Genomic DNA, 22278 nt, shown 5'->3' with positions numbered 1-22278 from the left:
GCACCCCACTTCCTAGATTCAATTGATGGGACTTACCGCAACGCCGCAGCGTTCCTTGAAGTCGGTGACCGGCTGGCGGATACCGTCTAGGTCGGCCTTGACGTCTGGGTTCGCGGCCATGTATCCGTCAATCGCCGAACGTATTTCGCTTCTCGATTTGCCCTTGAAGCCGTTGAAGAAGTCGTTCACGTCAGGGTGCGTGTGCAGATAGACCGATTCCGAAGCCGCTACGCCGGATGTCACACCCAGCAGGTCCGCAGGTGTGCAATTTGGTGGATCTTCCGCCGCCGCTAGCGGCGCCCCGAGGGCGGACACCCCCAGTGCGGCGAGGGCAATTCCTGCATAAGCCACAAATTTTGGTATGGACGACATGCCGACTCCTATTCGTGAGTAACAGACCCTGTATTGGTTTACATCGCCGTTGGCCACATTGCCATACGGTGCCAGGGTATGGCAGCGCAACGTAGAGCGTCGGTCGGACAGCTGAAGGCGGCACCAGAGAGGGTTGACTGGGCTGCCGCCGAGGCATGGAATGGAATGATGCAGAAACGCTCGATCGACGCACTGATACGGCAGTTGTTCGAGCGTGCCAACAATGGCCACAACGCCGCGGACACGGTTGTCGGTGGACACGAACGGACCTTGCGCCAGACGGTGATCGCGCTGCGCGAGGGCTCCGAGCTCGGTGAGCATGAGAATCCGGGCGAGGCCACCATCTACGTCATTCAGGGATCGGTGCGCCTGGTCGTCGGCACCGAACATTGGGACGGTCGTGCCGGTGACCTGATCGAGATCCCTGATGCCCGGCACTCGTTACAGGCATTGGCCGATTCAGCGGTGCTCCTCACTGTCGCGAAGCATCGCTGAACCGGGCGGGTACGCGCCGGGCTATCCGTGACAGGTGGCTGCGGTCTGGCCCGTGGTGGTGTTTTCGACCTTGACCTTGCCGTTGATGATCAAGCGGCACGTCACGGCGGCCCCGCCGGATTGGGCGCTGACGAAGTACGGCGGATCGGTGACGTTGCTGGTGAAGGTCCAGGCCCAGGTGCGCTGGGTGCCGTCGATGGGCTGTTCACGGGTGTGTCCAAGGCTGTCTCTCCAGGTGATCGCCGTGATCGGGCGATCCGAACTGATGACGTAGAGGACAGTGTCCGGCGTCTGCGGAGCTATAACGAGCGAAGCGCCGAATGCAGTCGCGCCGACTGCGGCAGTAATCAGAGTTGCCGTGAGTGCCACAGGTCAGCCCTCGCAACTCTGCGGGATCGAAACCATGAGCTGCATTGCCCATCCTTCTTGTCTTGTTGTGCTGAGGGCACAGTACGCCGAATCAGCCTCCCTTCGTGGTGATTTGGCAGTTCTTGTCCAACAGAATTGGTTCCCGTCCTGCGCATGACGCACGCCTCGCCGAATTTCCGAACACGGTGTTCATGAATATGTGAGCAAAGGAGTCGGGCGCGGGGCTGGTGCACGCCGGCAGGGGCCCGCGGCTGTTAGCGAAGGTTGTCGGTCAGTTGTCCTTGTTCACCGAACAGCCGGGCGTTCCATTGCTCGATGAGCTCGGTGTTGGGAACGTCGTTGGGGTGGAATCCGGGGCGATTGTAGGCGCGGATACGTGCCACCACCTCGCGGCTTGCGAACGGTGAATGGCGCAGCGCGGCAATGCTCGTGAACAGCCGCCGCGGGTTATAGGCGGCACGGTCGCGCGCTAGGGAGGCCAGGATGTTGATGAGGGCACCGATGACGAAGTCGGCCGTGGTCAGCCGCATGGCCCAGATGCGCAGGCGCTCGGTGCCGCCGACGGTTCGGTAGACATCGAAGGCGACGGCCCGGTGCTCCGATTCTTCCAGCGCATGCCAGAGCAGCGTTGACCGAACTTCGTTCTCGCCGAGTAGGTCCTGCGCACGGGGATCGGTGAGCAGCGTCTCGGCGATCACGGCGGTGTAGTGCTCGATTGCGGCGGTGACGGCCAGGTTGAACCGTGGTGGCAGGTGTCGTGTCAGCCAGTTGAGCGTGCGGCACGTGAGCCGGTCAAAGAACGCGGTGGGGTAGCCCATCTGTTGCAGGCGTCCATTGAGCTCGCGGTGTTCGCGCCCATGTGTCACTTCCTGGCCGATGAATCCCGCGACTTGTGTCTTGAGCACCGGGTCCGTGATCTGGTCGGAGAAGCTCCTGACAGAGCGGATGAAATAGTCCTCCCCTTCGGGGAACACCGCGGACATCATCGCGACGATATGACTCATCATGAGGTCGCCTTGCACATAGTGGCGATCCAAAGACCCTGTGGGGTAGCGAAATTTGATACGCCGCACCGTGATGGGCCTGGCGTCGGGGTTGGCGGCGGCGGTGCTCATTCGGACTCCTCTGGCGGTGTTGATGGTGTGGGCCGAAGCCACATGTTTCTGACGAAGACGTAGTGGGCGGTGAGGCCGATGCCCCACCCCAGGAGCGGGTAGACAAACCATGGATATGCCGTGCCGTGGTTGAACTGCCAGGTCAGCGCCCAAATGGCGATCAGGAGCACCTGAGCGGCGACGAAGACGCTCAGGTGAATCCGGAATGCCGTGCGGTTGAGTTCCCGGATGCGTTCGTGCCGCTCGCGCTGCAGGCGGCGATGCTCTTCCTCGGCCCGGCGCTCGGCGCGTTCTACTGCTCGATCGAAGGCGTCACCGTCCATTATTTGGTTCCTTCCCTGGGTTTTTGGTGTGGTCAAGGCTTGTGATCTCGGTAGCCGCGCGGTCGAGGATTTCCTCCACCGCTGTGGGGTCGACACGACCCGCCAAGGGTGTGATGCGGGCGGAAAAGCGGGCGAGGATCTTTTCGAGCGCGTCACCGCCGCCGAATCGCACACCGGTGCGCAGCTCTACGCCCGCGAGCACGTCGATCCGCCGGCTCAGCGCCTGCTCACCTTCCTCGGAGGCGCGGTAGACCGTCCTGCCCTCCTGGGATTGACCGGTGAGCAGGCCCTCCGCCGCCAACGCGTCCACCGCGGGATAGACGGTTCCGGGCGAGGGGCGATAGCCTCCGGCGCTGAAGAGCCGTGATAGCTCGGACATCAGCTCGTAGCCGTGCATCGGCCGTTGGGCGAGTATCGCGAGGAGCACCAGCGGTAACTCGCCGTGGCGGAAGAACCGGGCCACTAGATGCGGCCCTTGCGTGCGTTGATATGCCGAAAACAGTGAGTCACACGGACCCGCCTCCCATGCCTACGAAACTATTACGCAGAAGCTATATCGAAACTATTACGAAGTCAACGGTTGATGGGCGGGAAGTTAGCCTGCTCGGGTCGCGGGGGAGTGCGCTGTCGCGCCCGGACGGTGGCTGGGCGATGATTTGTCCATGGGTCTCATCTCGCTGCCTACCGCTGTGCTGTCCGACGCCGATATCGCCGACGCGTTAAGCCGGGCGGTCCGGGTGATCAATCCCGTGCTCGCGGTGCTGGCACAGTCCGATCCGTTCGGTCTCAAGGAGCGCACCTATGAGTTGGGTGCCGGTGACGGTGTTGTTGACAAGGCCCTGGACGCCCTGGCCTGCGCTCTGAATACGGCGACGACTCCGGGCACCAAGGCCTGGGACCGGCTGGACACACGCGGGAAAGCGCATTGGTGGGTGCAGCGCGTTGGTGCCGTCAACACGGTATTCGTCGCTTTCCCAGGGGTTTTCGGTGCGCTCGCGAGGCGGCTACCTGTGCAGGACCTGCTCGGTTTCTCCAATCAGGCCATCGTGCTGGTGGCTATTGCCCGCGAACTGGGAATTGACGATCATCGCGATCAGGTCCGCCTACTCGCGAAGGTGCTGTGTGATCGCACCCTCAGCGATGAGGCGTTGGCGAGCGCCGCCGACGACGAGGCCCCGGAGACTCCGCGTAGTTGGTCGCCGTTCGCGATGGCCCGCACGCTGTGGCACCTCGCGGGCATCCTGCGGGCCGTCGGTGCCGAGCTGCAGAAGCGGCCGCAACCCAAGCCGATTTTCCGATATCTCGGAATGCTGCCCGCGGTAGGTGGCCTGGCCGGATATTTCGGTGAATACGGCGCGCTGCGGCGGGCGGCCAGTGCGGGCGAGCGAAGCATCGCCGCGCGGTCACAACCCGTGCATGCCTAGTCGCCGAGGTTTTCGTCCAGGTGCGCCCGGACGTTGTCCCAGAGGTCCAGAACGTCCACGCCGAGCCTTTCCCACATTTGGATGATGATGGGGTCCGCGGCGTCGACGAGGCCCAAAAGCAGGTGCCCCGTGCAGATTTCGGTGTGCCGGCGGCCTTCCGACGCGGCCATGGCGAGCTCGAGGGTCCGCTGTGCGCCCGGAGTGAACGAGATCTTCTCGTCGGGCGCCTCCTGACCCGGCGCGACGAGCTGCTGAACCACCCGCGTGCTGTTCTCGAACCGGACTCCCGCGGTCGCGAGCAGACGGGCGCCGAGCCCGGTCCCTTCGCCCACCAGGCCCAGCAGGAGGTGTTCTGCTCCGAGGTAGTTGTGCTGCCGTTCGCGCGCTTCCTCTTGCGCGATCACGATCACCTGTCGTGAGCGCTCATTGAACAGATGGAACATGACCCTCCCTTTGGCCGCCTCAACGTACATCTTGCCGGAGCGGGTCCGGCGATGGGCTACTGTCACCGCATGACCGCTCTGAAGGTGTTGGCTGGAACAGGTTTCGCAGCAGTCGCGTTGCTGGCGGGCTGCTCGGGTGTCGTCAATCTGGGCGGTGACACCAAGTGCAAGGACTTCATTGCCGCCGAGGAACAGAAGCAGAACGACGCGGTGAGCAAGATGGTCAAGGACGAACGCGGTCGTGACGCCTCGAACCTGGAGATCTCGGCAACACGGACCTCGGTCACGATGTACTGCAAGACACTTGGGAACGACAACAGCAAGATCCGCGAAGCACCCCACATCTAGCCAGGGTCGATCGGTGGTGGGATCGGTCCTGCCGCAATCCCCAGTCTTCTTGGGCGTAACCCGGTAGGCGGACGCCCATTTCTCTGTCTGCGACAGGGCCGCCGCGTACCTTTCGCGCACTGTGCGGCGACATGGGCCCGGGTGGCGCGAACCCGTGGCCGGTGGTTTGCCACCCGTCGAGGTCCCGCCATGCTTGCGGGCAATTCGCTCTCGCCCGCTCTCGGCAATCTGGTCACGCTAGTGACAAGAGCCACAACGGATACTGGGCAGTGATTCGCGTCATCGGGTACGCTCGCGCGGTGCATGGCCGAAAACCGCAGGTAGGACTACTATTATGGTCGCTGATGTAATTAGTTGCGACAAGTTGCTCAGGCACCCACGCGGGCTTGTGTGGGAGCTGATCAGCTCACCTGAGATGTACCCCATGTTCTTTACCGGGGTCGGTTCCTGCGAGACCTTGATCGAGAACACCGAGACGGGGCCGGACCCCGAGTACCTGGTGTTGTCGGCCAAGGCCAGGGCGCGTGTTCGCCTGATTCTCAGCAACACCAAGGAGAGTCTGGCGATCGAGGGCGTCGACAACGACGGTTTGATTTCTGTGCGATTGTTCGAGGAACGTTCCGCGCAGACCCGGGTGCGCATCACGGTGTTGCGGGCGGCATCGGTGCTGCCGGCCGGCATCAAGAAGCCCAGTGTCGCGGTCAATCAGTGGTTGATGGATGGACTGGACAGAATCGATGACTATCTGTCCGGCGCGCCTACATCCACCGTGTCGAACGCGGGTGAGAACGGAAATCTTCAAGTCAGCATCGCGCGGCTGATGGTGAGTGTCGGCGTGGTGCGCATTCCGCGCCCAGACCGGGGACTTCGCCAGCTCAGTTCACTGGCCAGGTGGGGGTTCACTCTTCAAGGCGGATACGCGGCCGCGGCGGCGCGCGCCCCCAAGCAGCTCGCGATCGCCGACGACGCCGGGCAACTCACCTTCGAGCAACTTGATCGTCGCGCCGAGGGGCTGGCGACGGGTTTGATGCGCGCCGGCATCAATGAGACGTCGAAGATTGGCCTGCTGGCCCGGAACAACATTGCCATGGTCGAGTGCCTCATTGCCTTCGGCATGCTCGGCGTGGACGTGATGTTGCTCAACAACGCGCTTGCAGCAACTCAGATTCAGATTGCTGTGGCTCGTAACAATCTCACCAAGGTGTTCGTCGACGATGACCTCGATGAGCTGGTCAGGTACGTGCCGTGGGAGGTCGAACTCGTCAGTACCGGTCGGCGCAGTGCCATCAACGGGCGCCGGGGGCTGGATGATTTCGTGGTGGCCGACAAGCCTGGAGTGTTGCCACCCACCCGTCCTGGCCATCAGGTAGTGCAAACTTCGGGAACCTCGGGCACGCCCAAGGGGGCGTTGCGGCCGACGCCGCGCGGATTCGCCGTCATCGCGGCGATGCTGTCGCGGATGCCCATGAAGATGAACGAGACGATGCTCATCTCGGCGCCCATCTTCCATTCCTGGGGGCTGGGCTGCCTACAGATCAGCACACCGCTGCGGGCGACGGTGATCCTCCAGGAGAAATTCGATCCGGAAGAATGCCTGCGTGCCATCGCCACCCGCAAGGTGACCACGATGATCGCAGTACCCGTGATGTTGCAGCGCATTGTCGATCTGCCCGCCAAGGTGCGCCAGAAGTACGACACCTCGAGCCTGCGATTGGTGGCATGCAGCGGTTCTCCGCTGAATTCCTCTCTGGTGCAACGATTTACCGAGGCATTCGGTGAGGTGCTCTACAACTTCTACGGATCCACCGAGGTTTCGTGGGCCACCATCGCCGATCCGGAGGACTTGGCGATCGCGCCCACCACGGTGGGCCGGCCGCCGCTGGGCACCACCATCGCCATTCTCGATGCCGACCGGCGGCCGGTGCCGCGCGGTGTCACGGGCCGGATCTTCGTCGGTAACGAGATGTTGTTCGAGGGCTACGTGGCCGACCCGTCGCCCGCGTCCGTGAACGGTCTGCTCGACACCGGCGATCTGGGTCACCTGGACGCCGATGGGCGACTGTATATCGACGGTCGCGATGACGAGATGATCATTTCCGGTGGAGAAAATGTGTTCCCCCGGCCGGTGGAGGATGCGTTGGCCTTCCTGCCGCAGGTGGCCGACGTCGCGGTCGTGGGGACGTCTGATGACAGCTTCGGCCAGCGGCTGACCGCGTTCGTCGTGCTGAACAAGGACGCCGGTCTCGACGGAGATATGGTGCGCGCCTTCATCAAGAATCGGCTCAGCAAGTTTCATGTGCCGCGTGACGTGTACTTCGTCAAGACGCTTCCCCGGACATCGACCGGAAAGGTCATCAAGCGGTTGCTCCTGGCCGATTGCGAGCGCGATGGAGTCAGGCCCCAGTAGCCGACGCCGCCCACCCGCTCCAGCGGGATATCTCGGTCAGCACCATCGGGCCGGTCGGCGGTGTGTCTCGATACTGCCGGTATTTTTTGGCCAGCAGGGCGATCCAGGTGGCGTCGGGGGTGTCCAGCACCCGCGCGATGCCGTCGGCGCGGGCCCACCACAGCGCGGCCCAATTGTCGTCGTAGTGATCCGCCAGAAAGCTCACCGCGGGATTGGCGGTGATGTTAAGCAAGCGCCGCAAGTCATCGCGCGACTTGGGCTTGTGGTCCACTGCCCAGCAGATGACGTCGTCGGCAACCGCGAAGGTCACTGGAACCACATGTGGCGCACCGGATTCGTGCACCGTAGCCAGCCGTGCCACCGCCGCCGCCCGGAAGCGGTCGCGTGCGTCGGCGGGGTCCAGGCGCACGCCTAGCGCCGGCCCCCGTTGCAGATGTTGGCCAGCACGTGGAAATTGTTGGTGCCGTCGAACAGCAGGCCGCCGACCGCACCGCCGCGGTCGATGATGTCGGGGGAGGAGCGCACCTCGGGGGTGGCGGCTAGCCAGGTCCCCGCCAGGTCGTAGGCGCCGGAGAGGCCGTCGGCATAGGCGGTGAGCTGCTGGCGGGCGCCGGGCTCGGTGACGCCGTCCAGGTTGGCGCGTAGGGCGTCGTTACTGCGTCCCCACATGTCCCGGGCCTCGCCGATCGCCTCGAACTGGCGGTCCAAGCCGGAGTAGGCGGGATTGTCGCCGCGCAGATACATCAGGGCCTCGGTGACGATCGGGCCGTTGTTGGCGGGGTCGTCGACCACCTTCGACATCTGATCGATGGCAGCACAGGTCGACTCATCCGCGTTGGCAACCGGAACACCGGTTCCGAGCGGAACGAGGGCACAGCTCGCCAGGACGAGCCCAGCGAGCAGACCTGACCGAACCCACATATGTCCTCCCTGAAGTGATGCGCTGCACGATCGAAACGGCAGCTTAGCTGGCTTCGTTGCCTCGTGCTCAATTGGCTCGACGAAAGGGTTGCGGCCCCTCCGGGGGAGTTCCCCGGAAGGGCCGCAATGGATCTTGATCAGTGCGTCACTTGAGCTCTGCGGAGCTCAGTCCCAGCAGGCGGCGAGCGACCACTAGTTGCTGGATCTGCTGGGTGCCCTCGAAGATGTCCAGGATCTTCGAGTCGCGGCCCCACTTCTCCAACAGGGTGCGCTCCGAGTAGCCGGTGGTTCCGGCCAGCTCCACAGCCTTGAGGGTGACGTCGCTGCCGACACGGCCCGCCTTGGCCTTGGCCATCGACGCTTCCATCGAGTTGGGCACGTTGTTGTCGGCCTGCCAGGCGCTGCGCAGCGTCAGCAGGTAGGACGACTCCCAATCGGCTTCCATCCGCAGGAACTCGGCGGCGGCGGCATGCTGGGCATGGGCCGGCCGGTCGTAGGAGATCTCGACGCCGGCTTCCTCCAGGATTTTGCGGAGTTCCTCGAGCGAGGCCCGTGAGACACCCACGGCCATGGCGGCCACGATCGGGCGAGTGTTGTCGAAGGTGCTCATCACACCGCCGAAGCCCTTTTCGGTGTTGATCTCCGGATCGGACAAGATGTAGTCCTTGGGAATCCGGGCGTTGTCGAAGCGGATGACGGCGGTGTCGGAAGCCTTGATGCCCAGCTTCTCTTCGAGACGCTCGACCGTCACCCCCGGGTGCTCGCGCGGCACCAGGAAGGACTTGATGGCGGGACGGCCCTTGGTCTTGTCCAGCGTCGCCCAGACCACGATGTGGGTGGCGCGGGAACCGGCGGTGACGAAGATCTTTTCGCCGTTGATGACGTACTCGTCACCGTCGAGCTTGGCGGTGGTCGACACGGCCGCCGAGTCCGAGCCGAAGCCGGGCTCGGTGATGGCCATGGCCGCCCAGATCTTGCCGAAGCGATCGCCGTCTTCCTTGCTGGTCACGCTGGAGACTGCGGCGTTACCCAGGCCCTGGTAGGGGACCGTCAGCAGCAGGCCGACGTCTCCCCAGCTCATTTCGAGGGCATTGAGCAGCGCGGACATGTTGGCGCCGTTGACGTTCTGCTTCGCGGTGTTCTCTTCGGCGCGGAAGGCCTCGGCTCCGGCGAAGGCGAAGGTACCGGCCGCGGTGACGCCGGCGAACAGCGTCTCCAGGGTCTCGAGTTCGACGGGGTAGGCGTGCTCGGCCAGGTCGTACTTCCGGGAGATGGGTCGCACCAGCTCGGCAGCGCCCTGATGTCCCTTCTCGACGATGGCCTGCAACTTCTTGGGGAGTTCCAAATTAATTGCCATGGAAAGACTTTCGTTTAGTAGATAAGAGTTCGGAAGGACAGGGCAGCTAGAGGATCACTACGCCTTCGGCGATGCCGATGGCGCGCAGGTTGCGGTACCAGCGCTCCACCGGGTGTTCCTTGGTGAAGCCGTGTCCGCCGAGCAGCTGCACGCCGTCCAGGCCGATCTGCATGCCCTTGTCGGTGGCGAGCTTGCGGGCCAGCGCGGCCTCGCGGATGAAGGGCAGGCCCTGCTCGGCCCGTGCGGCGCCGCGCAGCGTGACCAGACGCAGACCATCGAGCTCGATGGCGATGTTGGCGCACATGAAGGCAACGGCCTGACGGCGGGCGATGGGTTCGCCGAACGCCTCGCGCTGCTTGACATAGGGGATCACGTAGTCGAGCACGGCCTGACCGGTGCCGACGGCCAGCGAGGCCCAACCGAGGCGGCCGAGGGCGACGGCCTCCGAGTAGTTAGCGAGCGCCGTGTCGCTGCCTTCTTCTTCACCCAGGAGGTTGGCGGCGGGAACCGCGACATTGTTCAGGTTCAGCCGGCCGAGTGCCGCGCCGCGGATGCCCATGCTCGGGTCTTCCTCGACGGTGATGCCCTCGGTGCCGGACTCGACGATGAACAGCGTGGGACGCCCGTTGTAGTTGGCGGCCACGATGAACAGCTCGGCCTGTGCGGCGGCCGGCACCAGTGACTTGGTGCCGTTGAGGCGGAAACCGCTGGGGGTGCGGGTGGCCGTGGTCTTGAGGCTGAACGGATCGAACAGGGCCTGCGGCTCGGCGATCACGACCGAGGCCTGCGGCACACTCTCTCCCGCGAACTCCTTGAGGTAGGTGGCCTGCTGGTCGGCGCTGCCCCAGTTGGTCAGCGCGCTGGCCACACCCGACGGCGCCAGGATCGGCAGTGCCAGACCCATGTCACCGTATGAAAGTGCCTCGGCGACAAGGGAGTTGGTGACGGTGGAGCGCTGCGAGGCGATACCGTCGAAATCCTCGGGGATGTTGATGGCGGTGACGCCCAGCTCGGCGACCTTGCCCAGCAGGTCGGCGGGGTAGGTCTTGTTCTTATCCGAGTCATAGGCGGCCGGTCGGATGACCTCGACGGCGAATTCTTTCACCGTGTCGGCGATCATCTTCTGCTCGTCCTCGGGGTTGAGGTCGAAGTAGTCGGCGTTCGCCTTGTCGAGGCGCTTGGGGCCGCCCTTGCTGCCCGAGACCTTCTTGAAGGTGCGGTTGGCAACGCCGAGGGTGGTGAACAGGCCCTTTGTGCTCTCGAAGATGCCCTTGTTGAAGGCTCCGCGCAGGTTGTACTTATCCAGCAGCTCCGAGCCCGCGATCGGGGTCAGCACCGCGATGAGGATGTCGATCGCGCCACGCTTGTGCTTCTGCAGGCCGACGCCGGTCTCGTGCTTCGCCAGGCTCTTGCTCTTGGCGGCCTTCTTCTCGTCGCGCGGAGTCAACGTGTTGGTCATGTCACCAGCCGTTTCTGGGGTTAAAGGGGTTCTGCCGGAGTATTTGGCCGTTACCTTACTCCGTAGTAAGAACCGTATCTTACTAAGCGGTAAGATCCGCAGGAAACGAGGTGTATGTCACATCCGGGACAGCGCCCGTGAGCGGACATGAATGCGCCCGGCACACCGGCAAGACGCGCGCTTTTACGTCTGCGCGCGCGAGGGGGGGTGACGTCGGGGTGCGTTAGGAGAGTGCCTTGAGTACCTCGTCGTGCAGCAACCCGTTGGTGGCCACCGCGCTACCGCCGTGTGGGCCGGGTTCCCCGGCCAGGTTCGTGAACCGGCCGCCCGCCTCGCGGACGAGGATGTCCAGCGGGGCCAGATCCCACAGTGAGACCTCGGGCTCGGCGGCGATATCGACCGCGCCCTCGGCCACCAGGCAGTAGGAGAAGAAGTCTCCGAAGCCGCGAACGCGCCAGATCGTGTCGGTCAGATCGATGAACCGATCGCGTTTCCCGCGATCTGCCCAGCCTGACAGGCTGGAGAACGACAGGCTGGCCGACGTCAACCGGTCAACTGCCGAGACATGTATCGACTTGTCTTCGCCGGACCCCACGCGCGTGTGAGCACCCAGGCCGTCCGCGGCCCACCATCGGCGGGACAGTGCCGGGGCGCTGATGACGCCGACGACGGGCACGCCGTCCTGCAGTAGCGCGATCAGTGTGGCCCAGATGGGGACACCGCGCGCGAAGTTCTTGGTGCCGTCGATGGGATCGATGACCCATTGCCGACCCGTGAGCGCGGTTTCACCGCCGTACTCCTCGCCGACCACCGAATCGGCCGGGCGCGACCGGTGCAACAACGAGCGCAGGACGGATTCCACCGAGGTGTCCGCATCGGTCACCGGCGTGAGGTCGGGCTTGGTATCTACCCGAAGATCGAGTGCGCCGAACCGGGACGTGGTGATTTCGTCGGCGGCATCTGCCAATTCAAGTGCGAGCCGACGATCTTCGCGCAAGGACACGGTGGGCGTCATGCCTGCAGTCCTACCATGACAGTGTGTGGGAATTCTTGGTGCTACTGCTGATCGGCGGCTCACTCGCGCTCCTCATCATGCAGATGCGGCGCGGCAGACAAGCTCAACCGGGTGTGAACGCGGTGGAAGGGACCCTGTTGGTGACGGGCGTGAGCCCCCGTCCGGAAGGGGTGACGGGCGAGCAGCTGGTCACAATCACGGGTGCGCTCAATGGGCCGACGGTCGCCGAACACATCACGTATCGGCAGATCGTGCGCGACGTCAATGACTGGCCGCGCATCGGCGACCTGATCCCGGTGCTGTACCCGCCGAAGAATCCCGATCGCTGGGACATCTTGCTGGCGCCGCTGCCCGGTCCCTCGCCGCAGCAGTACCCGAGCGGTCCGCCGCCCATCGAAAACATCGGTCCGGTGCCTCCCTCCGCGCCACCTCCCGGACCTGTCGAGGGACCGTCCTCCACCGACGATCCCGCCAAGAAGCACGAGCCGCCGCCGCGGTACTACGAACCGCCACCGCTGTAGCGGGGCGGCCCGAACCAGTTCTGCAGTGCGCCGTTGAGCCCGGTGGTGGTGCTGTCGCCCACCCAGGCGACGTAGCCGTCCGGCCGGATCAGTACGGCGTGCGGAGCCTCGACCATTCCGATCACCGGCAGCTCGAAAGTGCGGTCTGCTTCCAGGTATTGGGCCTCGACGACATCGACTCGATGTGACCATCCCGAGGTGCCGGTGATAGCGGTGCCCAGGTTGAGCAGCACGCCACGGCCCTCGTGCAGCAGCGTGTACACGCGCACCGTCCCCCGTGCGGTACGCACCTCCAGGTCCGGCATCCGCCGCCCGAGCAGGGGATGGCCGGGGCCGGCCTCGGGAGCGAGGTCGTAATGGATGTCCAGGCCGTTCATCATCGCCGCGATCTGGCGTCGCGGCTTCTCCAGGGTCAACAGATCAGACATGATGTCGCGCAACGCATCAACCCGTTCACCGGGGCGGCTCAGTGCTGTTTGTGCCAGGGTGTTGTGCAGCACTCGCGCCGCGACCGGATGCCGCTCGGTGTGGTAGGTGTCCAGCAGGCTTGCCGCTGATGTGCCGTTGACAACCTGTGCCAGCTTCCAGCCCAGATTGACCGCGTCCTGGATTCCGGTATTGAGGCCCTGTCCGCCGATGGGGAAGTGCACGTGGGCGGCATCGCCGGCCAGCAGCACCCGGCCCTTGCGGTATGCCTCGGCCTGTCGAGTTACGTCGGTGAATCGGGAAATCCATGTGGGACTGTGTATTCCGTAGTCAGTGCCGCGGACGGATAACAATGCTTCGCGCAGATCGCGCAGCGTCGGCGTATCGGTTCGCCCGAGTTGGGGCTCGGTCACCAAAACCCGGACCGGTCCGTCCTCTTCGAATTTGAAGAAGGAATGCAGCGCGCCCTGCCGGTGGATGCCCCACTCCGGTTCCTCGGTGACCTGGACATCGGCGACCAGGCAGCTGGTCGACGGATCCCAACCGGGAAAATCGATTCCAGCCTTCTTGCGCACCAGGCTGCGGCCACCGTCGCAACCGACCAGATACTGCGCGCGCAACGTCGAACCATCGGAAAGGTCGATATCAACCGTGTCATTGGATGAGATGAATCCGGTGACCTCGCGCCCACGGTAGATGGGCACGCCATACTCGCCGAGCCACTCGCACAGGGTTCGTTCAATGCGGTACTGCAATAGCGCCAGCCCGAAGGCATGCCGAGTGGGCTGGTCGGTCGTGTCCAGTAGGAGTGCGGAGAAATGCGCGACCGGTGCCGAGAATCCTTGGGGCAGGAAACGGTCGACGATGCCTCGTTGATCAAGCACTTCCAGGGTGCGTGAGTTCATGCCGCCGGCGCGCGAGCCTTCCAGCTCGTGGGTGCTGCGCCGCTCGACGATTGCGACATCGGCTCCCGCCAGGGCCAGCTCACCGGCCAGCATCAATCCCGTCGGTCCGCCGCCGGCAATCACCACCGCGTGTTCGGTCATGAAGACGAAGCTACCCGAAAAATAAGTAAAATAAGAGAATTCTAAGGAAATGTTAAGGACGGGTCGTGCGCGTCAGCGCTCCTTGTCCCGCTGTAGGTGGTTCGCCAACGCGGCCAGCCGGTTCTCTGTCTCGCGCTTGAACATTCGTTCCGCGATGGGCTCGATAAATGCGGGTCTGCAGGTAAACGTCATGGTGTACGTCGCCAACGACATGTCATCGCGATGGTCGGCCGCATGGTCTGTGTCGTCGCTGTCGATCGGTTCATGACGTATCGACGCCGCCCACTTGGTAAAGAACGGTGGTTTGGATTCGAGTTTGATGGCAGCCAGATGCGGCGGCTTGAAGGTGACGTAGCGGGTGCGAAACGAGTACCCGCCCAGAAGCCAGCGCGCGCTACAGACGGCGATCTTGCCGACGTCGGCGGTACCGCCCTCCACATACGCCCGGCGCAACAGCGTGTCCCACTCCAGCCGTCTGCCGTAATCATGGATGAGGCCGAATGTCCGCTCGCAGCTTGCGGGCATGACCTGCGACACCACGATGTGGACCGTCATGGATGAACCGCTTGCGTGAAGACCGGCGTCACGGCTGGTCGTGCCGTCCCGTCGCGGCCAACAACTCGGGCACTGTCTCGAGTTTCACGCGGGGGCGCCCCTGCGGTTCGCCGGTGGCGCGTTCATGGGAATCGATGGTGAGCCAATCGGACTGGGAGACGATGTGCGGCTCGTGACCCAGGAGCCATTCTTCCAGGGCCGCGGCATCGGGGGCAGTGCTCAGTTCGGCGCTCGCCACGTCGGCGAGCAGCGTGTCGACGGTTTCCTGTGAGTCGCTCTTGTTGGTGCCGATGACACCGACCGGGCCACGCTTGATCCAGCCGACCACATACTCATTGTCGCGGCCTTCGATCCGTCCGGCCTCGTTGAGGATCACCCCGCGGCGCGCGTCGAAGGGCAACCCGGACACCGGGACCCCGCGGTATCCGATGGCACGCACCACCAAGTGGGTGGGCAGTGTCTCTCGTTCCCCGGTGTCGCGGGCCGTGACGTAGCCATCGTCGTCGACCAATTCGTTGTGACCCACCGTGATTGACTCCACTTCGCCATCGCCGTGCAGCTCGATGGGGGAGGTGCGGAACCGGAACACCACGCGGCGGTGGCCGTCGGTGTGCGGTCGCTCCGAGAACTTGCGCAACGTTTCGATGTTGGTGCGGGTGGGCTTGGGTGCGGCCGCCAGCTGCTCATCGGTGATGCCGGCCAGATCCTCGGGATCCACGATCACGTCCACGCCGGGTAGTTCGCCCATCTCACGCAGCTCCAGCGGAGTGAAGGTCGCCTGTAGCGGGCCGCGCCGTCCGATGATCACCACTTCGCGGATCGCGTTGTGATCCAACGAATCCAGCGCACGATCGGCGATATCGGTGGTGTGCAGTGACTGCGGATCCATACCGAGGATGCGGGCCACGTCCAGCGCTACGTTGCCATTGCCGACAACCACGGCGCGCTCACCGGAGAGGTCCACCGACACGTTCTGGTACGTGGGGTTCGCGTTGTACCAACCCACCACGTCGACGGCGGCGATACAACCGGGCAGCTGATCGCCGGGGATGCCCAGCGGCTTGTCGGATTGGGCGCCGACGGCATAGATCACCGCGTCGTAGCGCGATGCCAGCTCCTCGGCGGTGATCTTGGCTCCTACCTCGATGTTGCCGAAAAACCGGAAACGGGGATGCGTCGCCGTCTTCTCGAACACCGCGCTGACCGACTTGATCTTGGGGTGATCCGGGGCCACCCCGGATCGCACCAAACCCCAAGGAGTCGGCAGCATTTCGAGCATGTCCACATGGACGTCGAAATCGGTGTGTTTGAGCAGCGATCCGGCGGCGAAGAACCCCGAGGGGCCCGCGCCGACGATGGCGACGTGAACGGCGCGCACCCTCGTACATCCTTATCTGCCCGCCAAGGCAGCGGCTGTCGTCGGCTATGGGCTGGCCGACAGGGGGCTGGCCGCGGTCCTGTGCGGACGGGTTACCCCACCGATGCTAGCGACGGATCCGAGGGTGCGCGGGTAGACCTGCGGACTAGGCCCGCATTTCGTATACGCCGGACAGCGCCTCGACCCGGTTCCAAATCTCATCGAAGCGTTCGGAATTGAATACGGGTTCTGAAATGACGTCCTTGGCCCACTGTCGTTGGGTGGCGGTGGCCTCGCGCTTGCCCAGCAGATCGACGGCGTAGGTGGAGAAGTCCCGGTTGAGGAACTCGAAGATCTGGTCGAGCAGCGCGGAGTCGGTACCCCGCAGCTGTGCCTGCTCCAGGATCAGACCGCCGTAGACGACCAGGGTGAACAGTTCACCGATGCTCAGCTGAAGGTCCAGGCCGGCGTTCTTGATCGCGTCGCGCTCGTTGGCCACCAGGGTGGCCAACGCCTCGGCGCGCTGGGTGAAGGCGGCGACGTTCGGGATGTGCGCGTTGTCCGCGAACGGCTTGCGCCAATCGTGGAACCGCACCTTGCCCAGGCCGCTGGCCGGTCCCTGGTGGAACAGGAACTCATCGTCGGCGGCCTGCAGCTGCACGCCGGGCACCGGAAGGTCCTGGGCGTCATGCAGGTACGCGGGCATGAACTTGAGGATCAGCGCCAGGTTCACCGCGACGGTGCCTTCGAGCTTGGGGAGGCCGGCCACATCGATACGTGCGGCGGTCGTATAGCTCTCGGCCTCGAAGGCCTTGGCCGACATGACGTCGGCCAGCAGTGCCAACACCTTCTCGGCCTCAGTGGTGGCCTTCATCTTGGTGACCGGGTTGAACAACAGGTAGCGACGGTCGTCGGCGTTGGCGGTGCGGAAGTAGTCGACCGCACGCTCGCTGAAGAGCTTCATCGCCAGCAGACGGGCGTACGCGTCCACGAACTCACGGCGCACATGGTCGAACTTGGTCACCGGGTTGCCGTAGAGAATCCTGTTGTGGGCGTGGGTGATTGATTCGTAGAAGGCGTGCGTGGACAGGCCGATGCCGCCGAAGCACAGGTTGAACTTGCCGATGTTGACGGTGTTCAGTGCCGCGCTGAAGGCATCCGCGCCCACGTGCAGGATGTCGTCTTCGCTGACCGGGTACTCGTCGAGCTCGAACTCGGCGACGTACATCTGCGACGGCACCACGTTCTTGATCACCGTGTAGTTGGGGTGCTCGCTGTCGGCGAGGAAGAAGACGTACTGATCGAGTCCGTCGCGGCCCTGGACCCGGCCGAACACCGAGACGATGCGGGCGCAGTTGCCGTTGCCGATGTAGTACTTGCGGCCCGATGCCTTGTAGCCGCCACCTTCGAGGGGGGTCAGCACCATGTCGGAGGAGTAGATGTCGGCGCCGTGGGCCTGTTCGGAGAGGCCGAACGCGGCGACGGCGCCGCCGTCGAGCAGATCGGCGGCGCGCTTGCGTGGGTCGGTGTTGGCGCTCTGCCACACCGGGCCCAGGCCCAGCACGGTGACCTGCCACGGGTACCAGTAGTTGAGGCCGTAGAAGCCGAGGATCTCCGAGAGCTTGGCCACCCGCGCGGTATCCCAGCGCTTTTCGGCGCTACCGGCGCCATCGGCGGCGGGGGTCAGGAAGGTCGCGAACAGCTTTTCGCGCCCCGCGAAGTCCAGGAAATCCTGGTAGAAGACCTTGTCGACATAGTCCTGGAGCAGCCGCGTCTTCCCGCGCTCCTCGAACCAATCGACGGTTGCCTTGAGGAGCCGACGCGTTTCGCCGTCGAATTCGGCGAAGTCGTCAGCGGTGGGGTGAAGCAGTTCGGTCTTGGGGGCGGCGTTCGTATCCTGACTCACGGTCAGGAACCTACCACCGCGTCAGTTTGGATAGGGAGGGACGGGGATTTGAACACCGCATGCACAAGCGGTGCGGGCTGTGTTAGTTGGCGTGGTCAGTTGGCGCGTAGCGCCGGCGGGGTAGTGGTCACGTCGTTTTCGTGGCGGCAGTGACGGTGTCGTTGCCGGCCGAGCCGGGCCAGTGCCATCAGCGCGAGGTCGTCGGCATCCATCGCGGGGCGGTGCGGCACGAAGTCATCGAGCAGCGCCACCTCGACGTTCTGTCGATGCAGCCCGTCACGGATGCCGGCGGTAAAGGTCGAATCGGCGCTGCGCGTCTCGGAATGTTGTGAAATGGATTGCGCTGCCAGCGATTTCACCATGATTACGGCCCCTTCGCCGCGGTCGGCGATGCGCTGCCCGAATCGGTGGGTCAGGTAAAGCGTGCGTAGCCGGTTCAGGTCGGGCTCGCCGAATCGGCTCCCGGCGGCGTCTTCGTCGGTGATGCATATCAGCAGGCCGACCTCGATATCGTCGGTGGCTGTGGCTAGTTCGCCGTTGAAGACATCGGGTGAAGTGGTCCGGACGCTCACGCCGGCGGTCATCGTCAGCGTGTACGCGTCGGCCCGGCCGCCGTGCGCCGCCAGCACGATGTTGATGCCGTTCGCGGCGATATGGCGTGCGAATGCGGTTGCGGTTTCAGTGTCTCCGGCCGCGATGACCGCCCAGGGTCCGTACTGTGATTTTGGTAGCGCGGCCAGCTGCTTGCCAAAGGAGTACATGTCGCGCGGAACCCCCAGGTCACCAGGTAGTTAAGTATTGTATTTCTTGTTGAAATTCGATATATCAAATTCGACGGAATATTAGCAGCCAGACGGTCGGATCGGAGGGGAAATGACAAAGCCCGCACCCGCTGTGGTGCGTGCCGCGCAGATCCTCGACTATCTGGCGGGACGGCCCACTCAGCCACTGTCGATGACGGAAATCGCCGAAGCTGTCGGCGTCAACCCGGCATCGACCCTCGCGATCCTTCAGGCGCTCACCGAAGCCGGTTACATCGTCCGGCATCCCCGGCACAAGACGTATTCGATCGGCCCGTCCATGCTGATCACCGGCCATGCCGCGCGGGTGCGGTTCGAGGTCGCCGACGTGGTGGATATCGAGGTCAAGCGACTCGCCGCTCAGTTCGGTACGGCGTGTACGGCGTCCATGATCGCCGGAGAGGACGTCGCGGTCGTCGCCTCGCATGGTCGATCACCGGCCGGCGGCAGTTACCAGGTGGGGCAGCGCATCAGGCTCAGCGCACCTGCCGGTCTGGTGTTCATGGCCTGGGCGCCGGATGACGAGGTACGCCGCTGGCTGCTGCGGGCGGCACCGTTGATCACCGATCAGCTCTGGGATGGCATGCAGGCACTGCTTGCCGGCATTCGGCAGCGCGGCTACTTCGCGTCTGTGCAGAGCGACCGCGTCGACAAGTTCTACATGCAGCTTGGTGAGGCGGCCAGCCACAGCACCGTGCATGAGCGGCTGGACACCATTCAATCCATGCTGGCCGCACTGCTGGCACGCATGGGTGAGCCGATCGATTTCAGTGAGCCGCGCCGCATCGGCTTTCTGGGCGCGCCCGTCTTCGACGGCAATGGCGAGGTCGCGGTGATGCTCAGTGTGCTGGGAACACCAAGCCACCTCACTGAAGCCGAGGTCGCGGACGCGGGCAATCAGCTGCGATTCTGTGCCGACCACATCACGTCGATCACCCACGGCAGGCAGGGCTCCGGCGCGTAGCCGTCAGGTGGGGATGGGGCCCGCGGAATGACCGGTAACCTCAACTGTTGTGGATCTGGACTGCCAAGCCGACATCGCTGACCTCGACACGACCCTCACCACGGTGGAGCGGGTGCTCGACGTCGACGGCCTGCGTGCCCGGATCAAGACACTCGAAGAAGCCGCCGCCGACCCCAACCTGTGGGATGACCAGGCCCGTGCCCAGCAGGTGACCAGTCAGCTCTCGCACGCGCAGGGTGAGCTACGGCGCGTCGAGGCCCTGCGGCAGCGGCTCGATGATCTGCCGGTGCTCTACGAGCTCGCCGAGGAATCCGAAGACGCGTCCGTTGTTGCGGAGGCAGATGCCGACCGCGCCAAGCTGCGCGAGGACATCGAGGCCATGGAGGTCCGGACCCTGCTGTCCGGTGAGTACGACGAGCGCGAGGCCGTGGTCACCATCCGGTCCGGCGCCGGCGGTGTGGACGCCGCGGACTGGGCCGAAATGCTGATGCGCATGTACATCCGTTGGGCCGAGGCGCATAAATACCCGGTCGAGGTGTTCGACACCTCCTATGCCGAAGAAGCGGGCATCAAGAGCGCGACCTTCGCCGTGCATGCGCCTTTCGCCTACGGGACGTTGTCGGTGGAGCAGGGCACACACCGCCTGGTGCGCATCAGCCCGTTCGATAACCAAAGCCGCCGACAGACCTCGTTCGCCGATGTCGAGGTACTCCCGGTGGTGGAGACGACCGATCACATCGAGATCCCTGAAGGTGATCTACGCGTTGACGTGTACCGATCGAGCGGCCCGGGCGGCCAGTCGGTGAACACCACCGACTCGGCCGTGCGCCTCACGCACATCCCGACCGGCATCGTGGTCACCTGTCAGAACGAGAAGTCGCAGCTGCAGAACAAGGTGGCCGCCATGCGCGTGCTGCAGGCCCGGTTGTTGGAGCGCAAGCGGCAGGAAGAGCGCGCCGAGATGGATGCCCTCAAGGGCGACGGTGGCAGCTCCTGGGGCACGCAGATGCGCTCCTATGTCCTGCAGCCGTATCAGATGGTCAAGGACCTCCGTACCGAGTACGAGGTGGGTAATCCCGCGGCAGTGCTCGACGGGGACATCGACGGATTCATCGAGGCGGGAATCCGGTGGCGCAACAGGCGCGATGATTAGAGCGGCCGAATTCAGCGCGGAGGGTCTTCGCCTCGCGGAACGCTGGAGCTCTTTCTGGTCCAGCCAGATTGGGCGCTGGCTGCTGGACAACGGGCTGCGCATCGTCATCGCGGTACTGGGCGCGATGATCCTGGTCCGGTTTATCAACTGGGGCGCGCAGAAGATCACCCGGCGGCTGGATCGCTCGTTCACGCAGAGTGACGCGCTGGTCCGTTCGGAGGCCAGCAAGCACCGGCAGGCATTGGCCTCGGTCATTTCCTGGATCATCGTGGTGCTGGTGGTGGTCCTTACCACCGTGCATGTCGTTGGCGTGCTGGGGATTTCGATCGGCGGATTGGCCGGTCCGGCCGCGGTGCTCGGTGGTGCGCTGGGCTTCGGCGCGCAGCGGGTGGTCCAGGACCTTTTGAGCGGGTTCTTTCTCATCACCGAAAAGCAGTACGGCTTCGGTGATTTGGTGGAGCTATATGTCCAGGGCCAGACCACCGAATCCCGGGGCACCGTCGAGGAAGTCACGTTGCGTGTCACCAAACTACGGTCGGGTGACGGTGAGGTGATCACGATCCCCAATGGGCTGATCGTCAAGGCCGTCAACCTCTCCAAGGACTGGGCTCGCGCGGTGGTGGACATTCCGGTGCCGACGAGCGTCGATCTGGCTCGGGTCAACGATGTGCTGTTCGACGTCTGCCAGCAGGCGCTGGTCGATCGCGATCTCTCGCAGTTGTTGCTCGATGCCCCGTCCCTGATGGGTGTGGAGAGCATCGAAGTAGATCGGGTCAACGTGCGGATGGTGGCGCGCACTCTGCCGGGCAAGCAGTTCGAGGTGGGGCGCAGGCTGCGTGCCAAGGTGATCGCCGCGCTGGCGAAGGCCGGCGTCGCGTTGGTGGGGGACAGCCGCCCGACGGTCCGGACAATGTCGTCGTCGAGCTCGGGCGAGCTCAAGCGCGACGCCAAGCGTGACGAGACCAAGGACGACAAAGAGGGTGTCGACACCAAACCGCAGCCGATCGTGAAGGCGGAGGAGCTCAGATGAGTGAACCCCGCCAGGAGCCCTTCTGGGAGATGGCGCTGTCCCACGCCAAGAAGCTCCGCAAAAAGGTTCGGATCAGGACGTCGACAGTTGTCCTTGTCCTCGCGTTCGTCGCCGCGAGCTGGCTTTACGACTCCACCCGGCCGGAGCCCGCGCCGCCGCAGCCGCCGCCCGGCTATACCTGGGTACCCAAGCCCAGTGTCACCACCACCACGCCCCGGCCGGTGCAGACGGCCACACGGCGCCCGACGACCACGACGCCGCCCACTACGACCACGACGACCGAACAGACGAACACGATCGTCACCACGTTCCCGACGTTGACGCCCAGCGGTACCGCCCCGGCACCTCCGACGACGACCACACCCGCGCCACCCGGGATCTTGCCGCCGTGGTTGTTCCCGCCGCAGCCGCCTACGCCGCAGCCTCCGCCGCCGCCGGCACCAGGGGCGCCTGCCGCACCCGCGCAGAGCAC

24 protein-coding genes and 1 pseudogene are annotated in these 22278 nt (G+C 64.4%); 8 read left to right on the top strand and 17 right to left on the bottom strand.

What is annotated here, in order from left to right:
• Positions 1–18 precede the first annotated feature (18 nt).
• Complete coding sequence (locus ABG82_RS19705; protein WP_043080089.1) at positions 19–372, bottom strand: heme-binding protein; 354 nt, start codon at positions 370–372, stop codon at positions 19–21.
• A gap of 168 nt (positions 373–540) precedes the next feature.
• Between ABG82_RS19705 and ABG82_RS19700 the strand changes: the two genes are divergently transcribed.
• Positions 541–867: a cupin domain-containing protein gene (locus ABG82_RS19700; protein WP_043080140.1), complete on the top strand. Its 327-nt coding sequence runs from the start codon at positions 541–543 to the stop codon at positions 865–867.
• 21 nt (positions 868–888) lie between these two features.
• Here the strand turns inward: ABG82_RS19700 and ABG82_RS19695 are convergent, their stop codons facing one another.
• From ABG82_RS19695 to ABG82_RS19680, 4 genes and pseudogenes are all read right to left on the bottom strand, one after another.
• Positions 889–1236, bottom strand: a complete 348-nt coding sequence (locus tag ABG82_RS19695; protein ID WP_043080090.1) for an MmpS family transport accessory protein — start codon at positions 1234–1236, stop codon at positions 889–891.
• 254 nt (positions 1237–1490) lie between these two features.
• Positions 1491–2351 (bottom strand): metal-dependent hydrolase, encoded by an 861-nt coding sequence (locus tag ABG82_RS19690; protein WP_043080091.1) that lies wholly within the window; start codon positions 2349–2351, stop codon positions 1491–1493.
• Positions 2348–2674 (bottom strand): 2TM domain-containing protein, encoded by a 327-nt coding sequence (locus ABG82_RS19685; RefSeq protein ID WP_043080092.1) that lies wholly within the window; start codon positions 2672–2674, stop codon positions 2348–2350. Before ABG82_RS19685 ends, ABG82_RS19690 begins: the two co-directional genes overlap by 4 nt.
• Positions 2674–3137, bottom strand: a pseudogene (locus ABG82_RS19680) (helix-turn-helix transcriptional regulator). Before ABG82_RS19680 ends, ABG82_RS19685 begins: the two are co-directional and overlap by 1 nt.
• Positions 3138–3336: 199 nt before the next feature.
• Between ABG82_RS19680 and ABG82_RS19675 the strand changes: the two are divergent.
• A complete protein-coding gene (locus ABG82_RS19675; RefSeq protein ID WP_043080094.1) occupies positions 3337–4098 on the top strand; it encodes a hypothetical protein in 762 nt (253 codons plus the stop codon).
• On the opposite strand, the gene ABG82_RS19670 is transcribed toward ABG82_RS19675, so the two are convergent.
• Complete coding sequence (locus ABG82_RS19670) at positions 4095–4571, bottom strand: Clp protease N-terminal domain-containing protein (protein ID WP_043080095.1); 477 nt, start codon at positions 4569–4571, stop codon at positions 4095–4097. The genes ABG82_RS19675 and ABG82_RS19670 overlap by 4 nt on opposite strands.
• A 21-nt stretch (positions 4572–4592) precedes the next feature.
• On the opposite strand from ABG82_RS19670, the gene ABG82_RS19665 reads away from it, so the two are divergent.
• Both ABG82_RS19665 and ABG82_RS19660 read left to right on the top strand, forming a co-directional pair.
• Positions 4593–4889: a hypothetical protein gene (locus ABG82_RS19665; protein ID WP_052511122.1), complete on the top strand. Its 297-nt coding sequence runs from the start codon at positions 4593–4595 to the stop codon at positions 4887–4889.
• A gap of 334 nt (positions 4890–5223) precedes the next feature.
• On the top strand, positions 5224–7296 hold the full coding sequence (locus ABG82_RS19660; RefSeq protein WP_043080097.1) for an acyl-CoA synthetase: 2073 nt from the start codon (positions 5224–5226) through the stop codon (positions 7294–7296).
• Here ABG82_RS19660 and ABG82_RS19655 read toward each other — a convergent pair.
• The 5 genes from ABG82_RS19655 to hisN all read right to left on the bottom strand — a co-directional run bounded on the left by ABG82_RS19655 (position 7283) and on the right by hisN (position 12048).
• Entirely contained in the window at positions 7283–7705 is a 423-nt protein-coding gene (locus ABG82_RS19655) for a TIGR03668 family PPOX class F420-dependent oxidoreductase (RefSeq protein WP_043080098.1), read from the bottom strand. The genes ABG82_RS19660 and ABG82_RS19655 overlap by 14 nt on opposite strands.
• Positions 7706–7707: 2 nt before the next feature.
• Positions 7708–8217 carry a hypothetical protein gene (locus tag ABG82_RS19650; protein WP_043080099.1) on the bottom strand — a complete coding sequence of 170 codons (510 nt, stop codon included), beginning with the start codon at positions 8215–8217 and terminating at the stop codon, positions 7708–7710.
• A 145-nt stretch (positions 8218–8362) separates the two neighbouring features.
• Positions 8363–9574, bottom strand: a complete 1212-nt coding sequence (locus ABG82_RS19645; protein ID WP_043080100.1) for an acyl-CoA dehydrogenase family protein — start codon at positions 9572–9574, stop codon at positions 8363–8365.
• Positions 9575–9620: 46 nt separating this feature from the next.
• Positions 9621–11033 (bottom strand): acyl-CoA dehydrogenase family protein, encoded by a 1413-nt coding sequence (locus ABG82_RS19640; protein ID WP_043080101.1) that lies wholly within the window; start codon positions 11031–11033, stop codon positions 9621–9623.
• Positions 11034–11256: 223 nt separating this feature from the next.
• Positions 11257–12048, bottom strand: a complete 792-nt coding sequence (hisN, locus tag ABG82_RS19635; protein ID WP_043080102.1) for a histidinol-phosphatase — start codon at positions 12046–12048, stop codon at positions 11257–11259.
• 23 nt (positions 12049–12071) lie between these two features.
• Here hisN and ABG82_RS19630 point away from each other — a divergent pair, with 23 nt between their 5' ends.
• Positions 12072–12569 (top strand): hypothetical protein, encoded by a 498-nt coding sequence (locus ABG82_RS19630; protein WP_043080103.1) that lies wholly within the window; start codon positions 12072–12074, stop codon positions 12567–12569.
• Here the strand turns inward: ABG82_RS19630 and ABG82_RS19625 are convergent.
• The 5 genes from ABG82_RS19625 to ABG82_RS19605 form a co-directional block, all read right to left on the bottom strand.
• Positions 12548–14041: an FAD-dependent monooxygenase gene (locus ABG82_RS19625; protein WP_043080104.1), complete on the bottom strand. Its 1494-nt coding sequence runs from the start codon at positions 14039–14041 to the stop codon at positions 12548–12550. The two genes, ABG82_RS19630 and ABG82_RS19625, sit on opposite strands and share 22 nt — an antisense overlap.
• Before the next feature lie 72 nt (positions 14042–14113).
• Entirely contained in the window at positions 14114–14596 is a 483-nt protein-coding gene (locus ABG82_RS19620; RefSeq protein WP_043080105.1) for an SRPBCC family protein, read from the bottom strand.
• A 28-nt stretch (positions 14597–14624) separates the two neighbouring features.
• The gene (locus tag ABG82_RS19615; RefSeq protein WP_043080106.1) at positions 14625–15974 is read right to left on the bottom strand and encodes an FAD-dependent oxidoreductase; all 1350 of its coding nucleotides are present in this window, start codon (positions 15972–15974) and stop codon (positions 14625–14627) included.
• A 145-nt stretch (positions 15975–16119) separates the two neighbouring features.
• Positions 16120–17859, bottom strand: a complete 1740-nt coding sequence (locus ABG82_RS19610) for an acyl-CoA dehydrogenase (protein ID WP_043080107.1) — start codon at positions 17857–17859, stop codon at positions 16120–16122.
• 95 nt (positions 17860–17954) lie between these two features.
• Entirely contained in the window at positions 17955–18620 is a 666-nt protein-coding gene (locus tag ABG82_RS19605) for a Rossmann-fold NAD(P)-binding domain-containing protein (protein ID WP_043080108.1), read from the bottom strand.
• A gap of 112 nt (positions 18621–18732) precedes the next feature.
• On the opposite strand from ABG82_RS19605, the gene ABG82_RS19600 reads away from it, so the two are divergent.
• From ABG82_RS19600 to ABG82_RS19590, 3 genes are read left to right on the top strand one after another with little or no spacing between them, the layout of a single operon-like run.
• Complete coding sequence (locus ABG82_RS19600) at positions 18733–19623, top strand: IclR family transcriptional regulator (protein ID WP_043080109.1); 891 nt, start codon at positions 18733–18735, stop codon at positions 19621–19623.
• 49 nt (positions 19624–19672) lie between these two features.
• Complete coding sequence (gene prfB / locus ABG82_RS19595; RefSeq protein WP_043080110.1) at positions 19673–20776, top strand: peptide chain release factor 2; 1104 nt, start codon at positions 19673–19675, stop codon at positions 20774–20776.
• The gene (locus tag ABG82_RS19590; protein WP_043080111.1) at positions 20769–21806 is read left to right on the top strand and encodes a mechanosensitive ion channel family protein; all 1038 of its coding nucleotides are present in this window, start codon (positions 20769–20771) and stop codon (positions 21804–21806) included. The genes prfB and ABG82_RS19590 overlap by 8 nt, the downstream gene beginning before the upstream one ends.
• 172 nt (positions 21807–21978) lie before the next feature.
• Here the strand turns inward: ABG82_RS19590 and ABG82_RS29260 are convergent, their stop codons facing one another.
• Positions 21979–22167 carry a hypothetical protein gene (locus tag ABG82_RS29260; RefSeq protein ID WP_043080141.1) on the bottom strand — a complete coding sequence of 63 codons (189 nt, stop codon included), beginning with the start codon at positions 22165–22167 and terminating at the stop codon, positions 21979–21981.
• Positions 22168–22278 lie beyond the last annotated feature (111 nt).

Origin of the sequence: Mycobacteroides immunogenum, assembly GCF_001605725.1 — a bacterium.
In the GTDB taxonomy this organism is placed as follows: Bacteria; Actinomycetota; Actinomycetes; order Mycobacteriales; family Mycobacteriaceae; genus Mycobacterium; species Mycobacterium immunogenum.
This window is presented reverse-complemented; position numbering and strand designations above follow the sequence as displayed.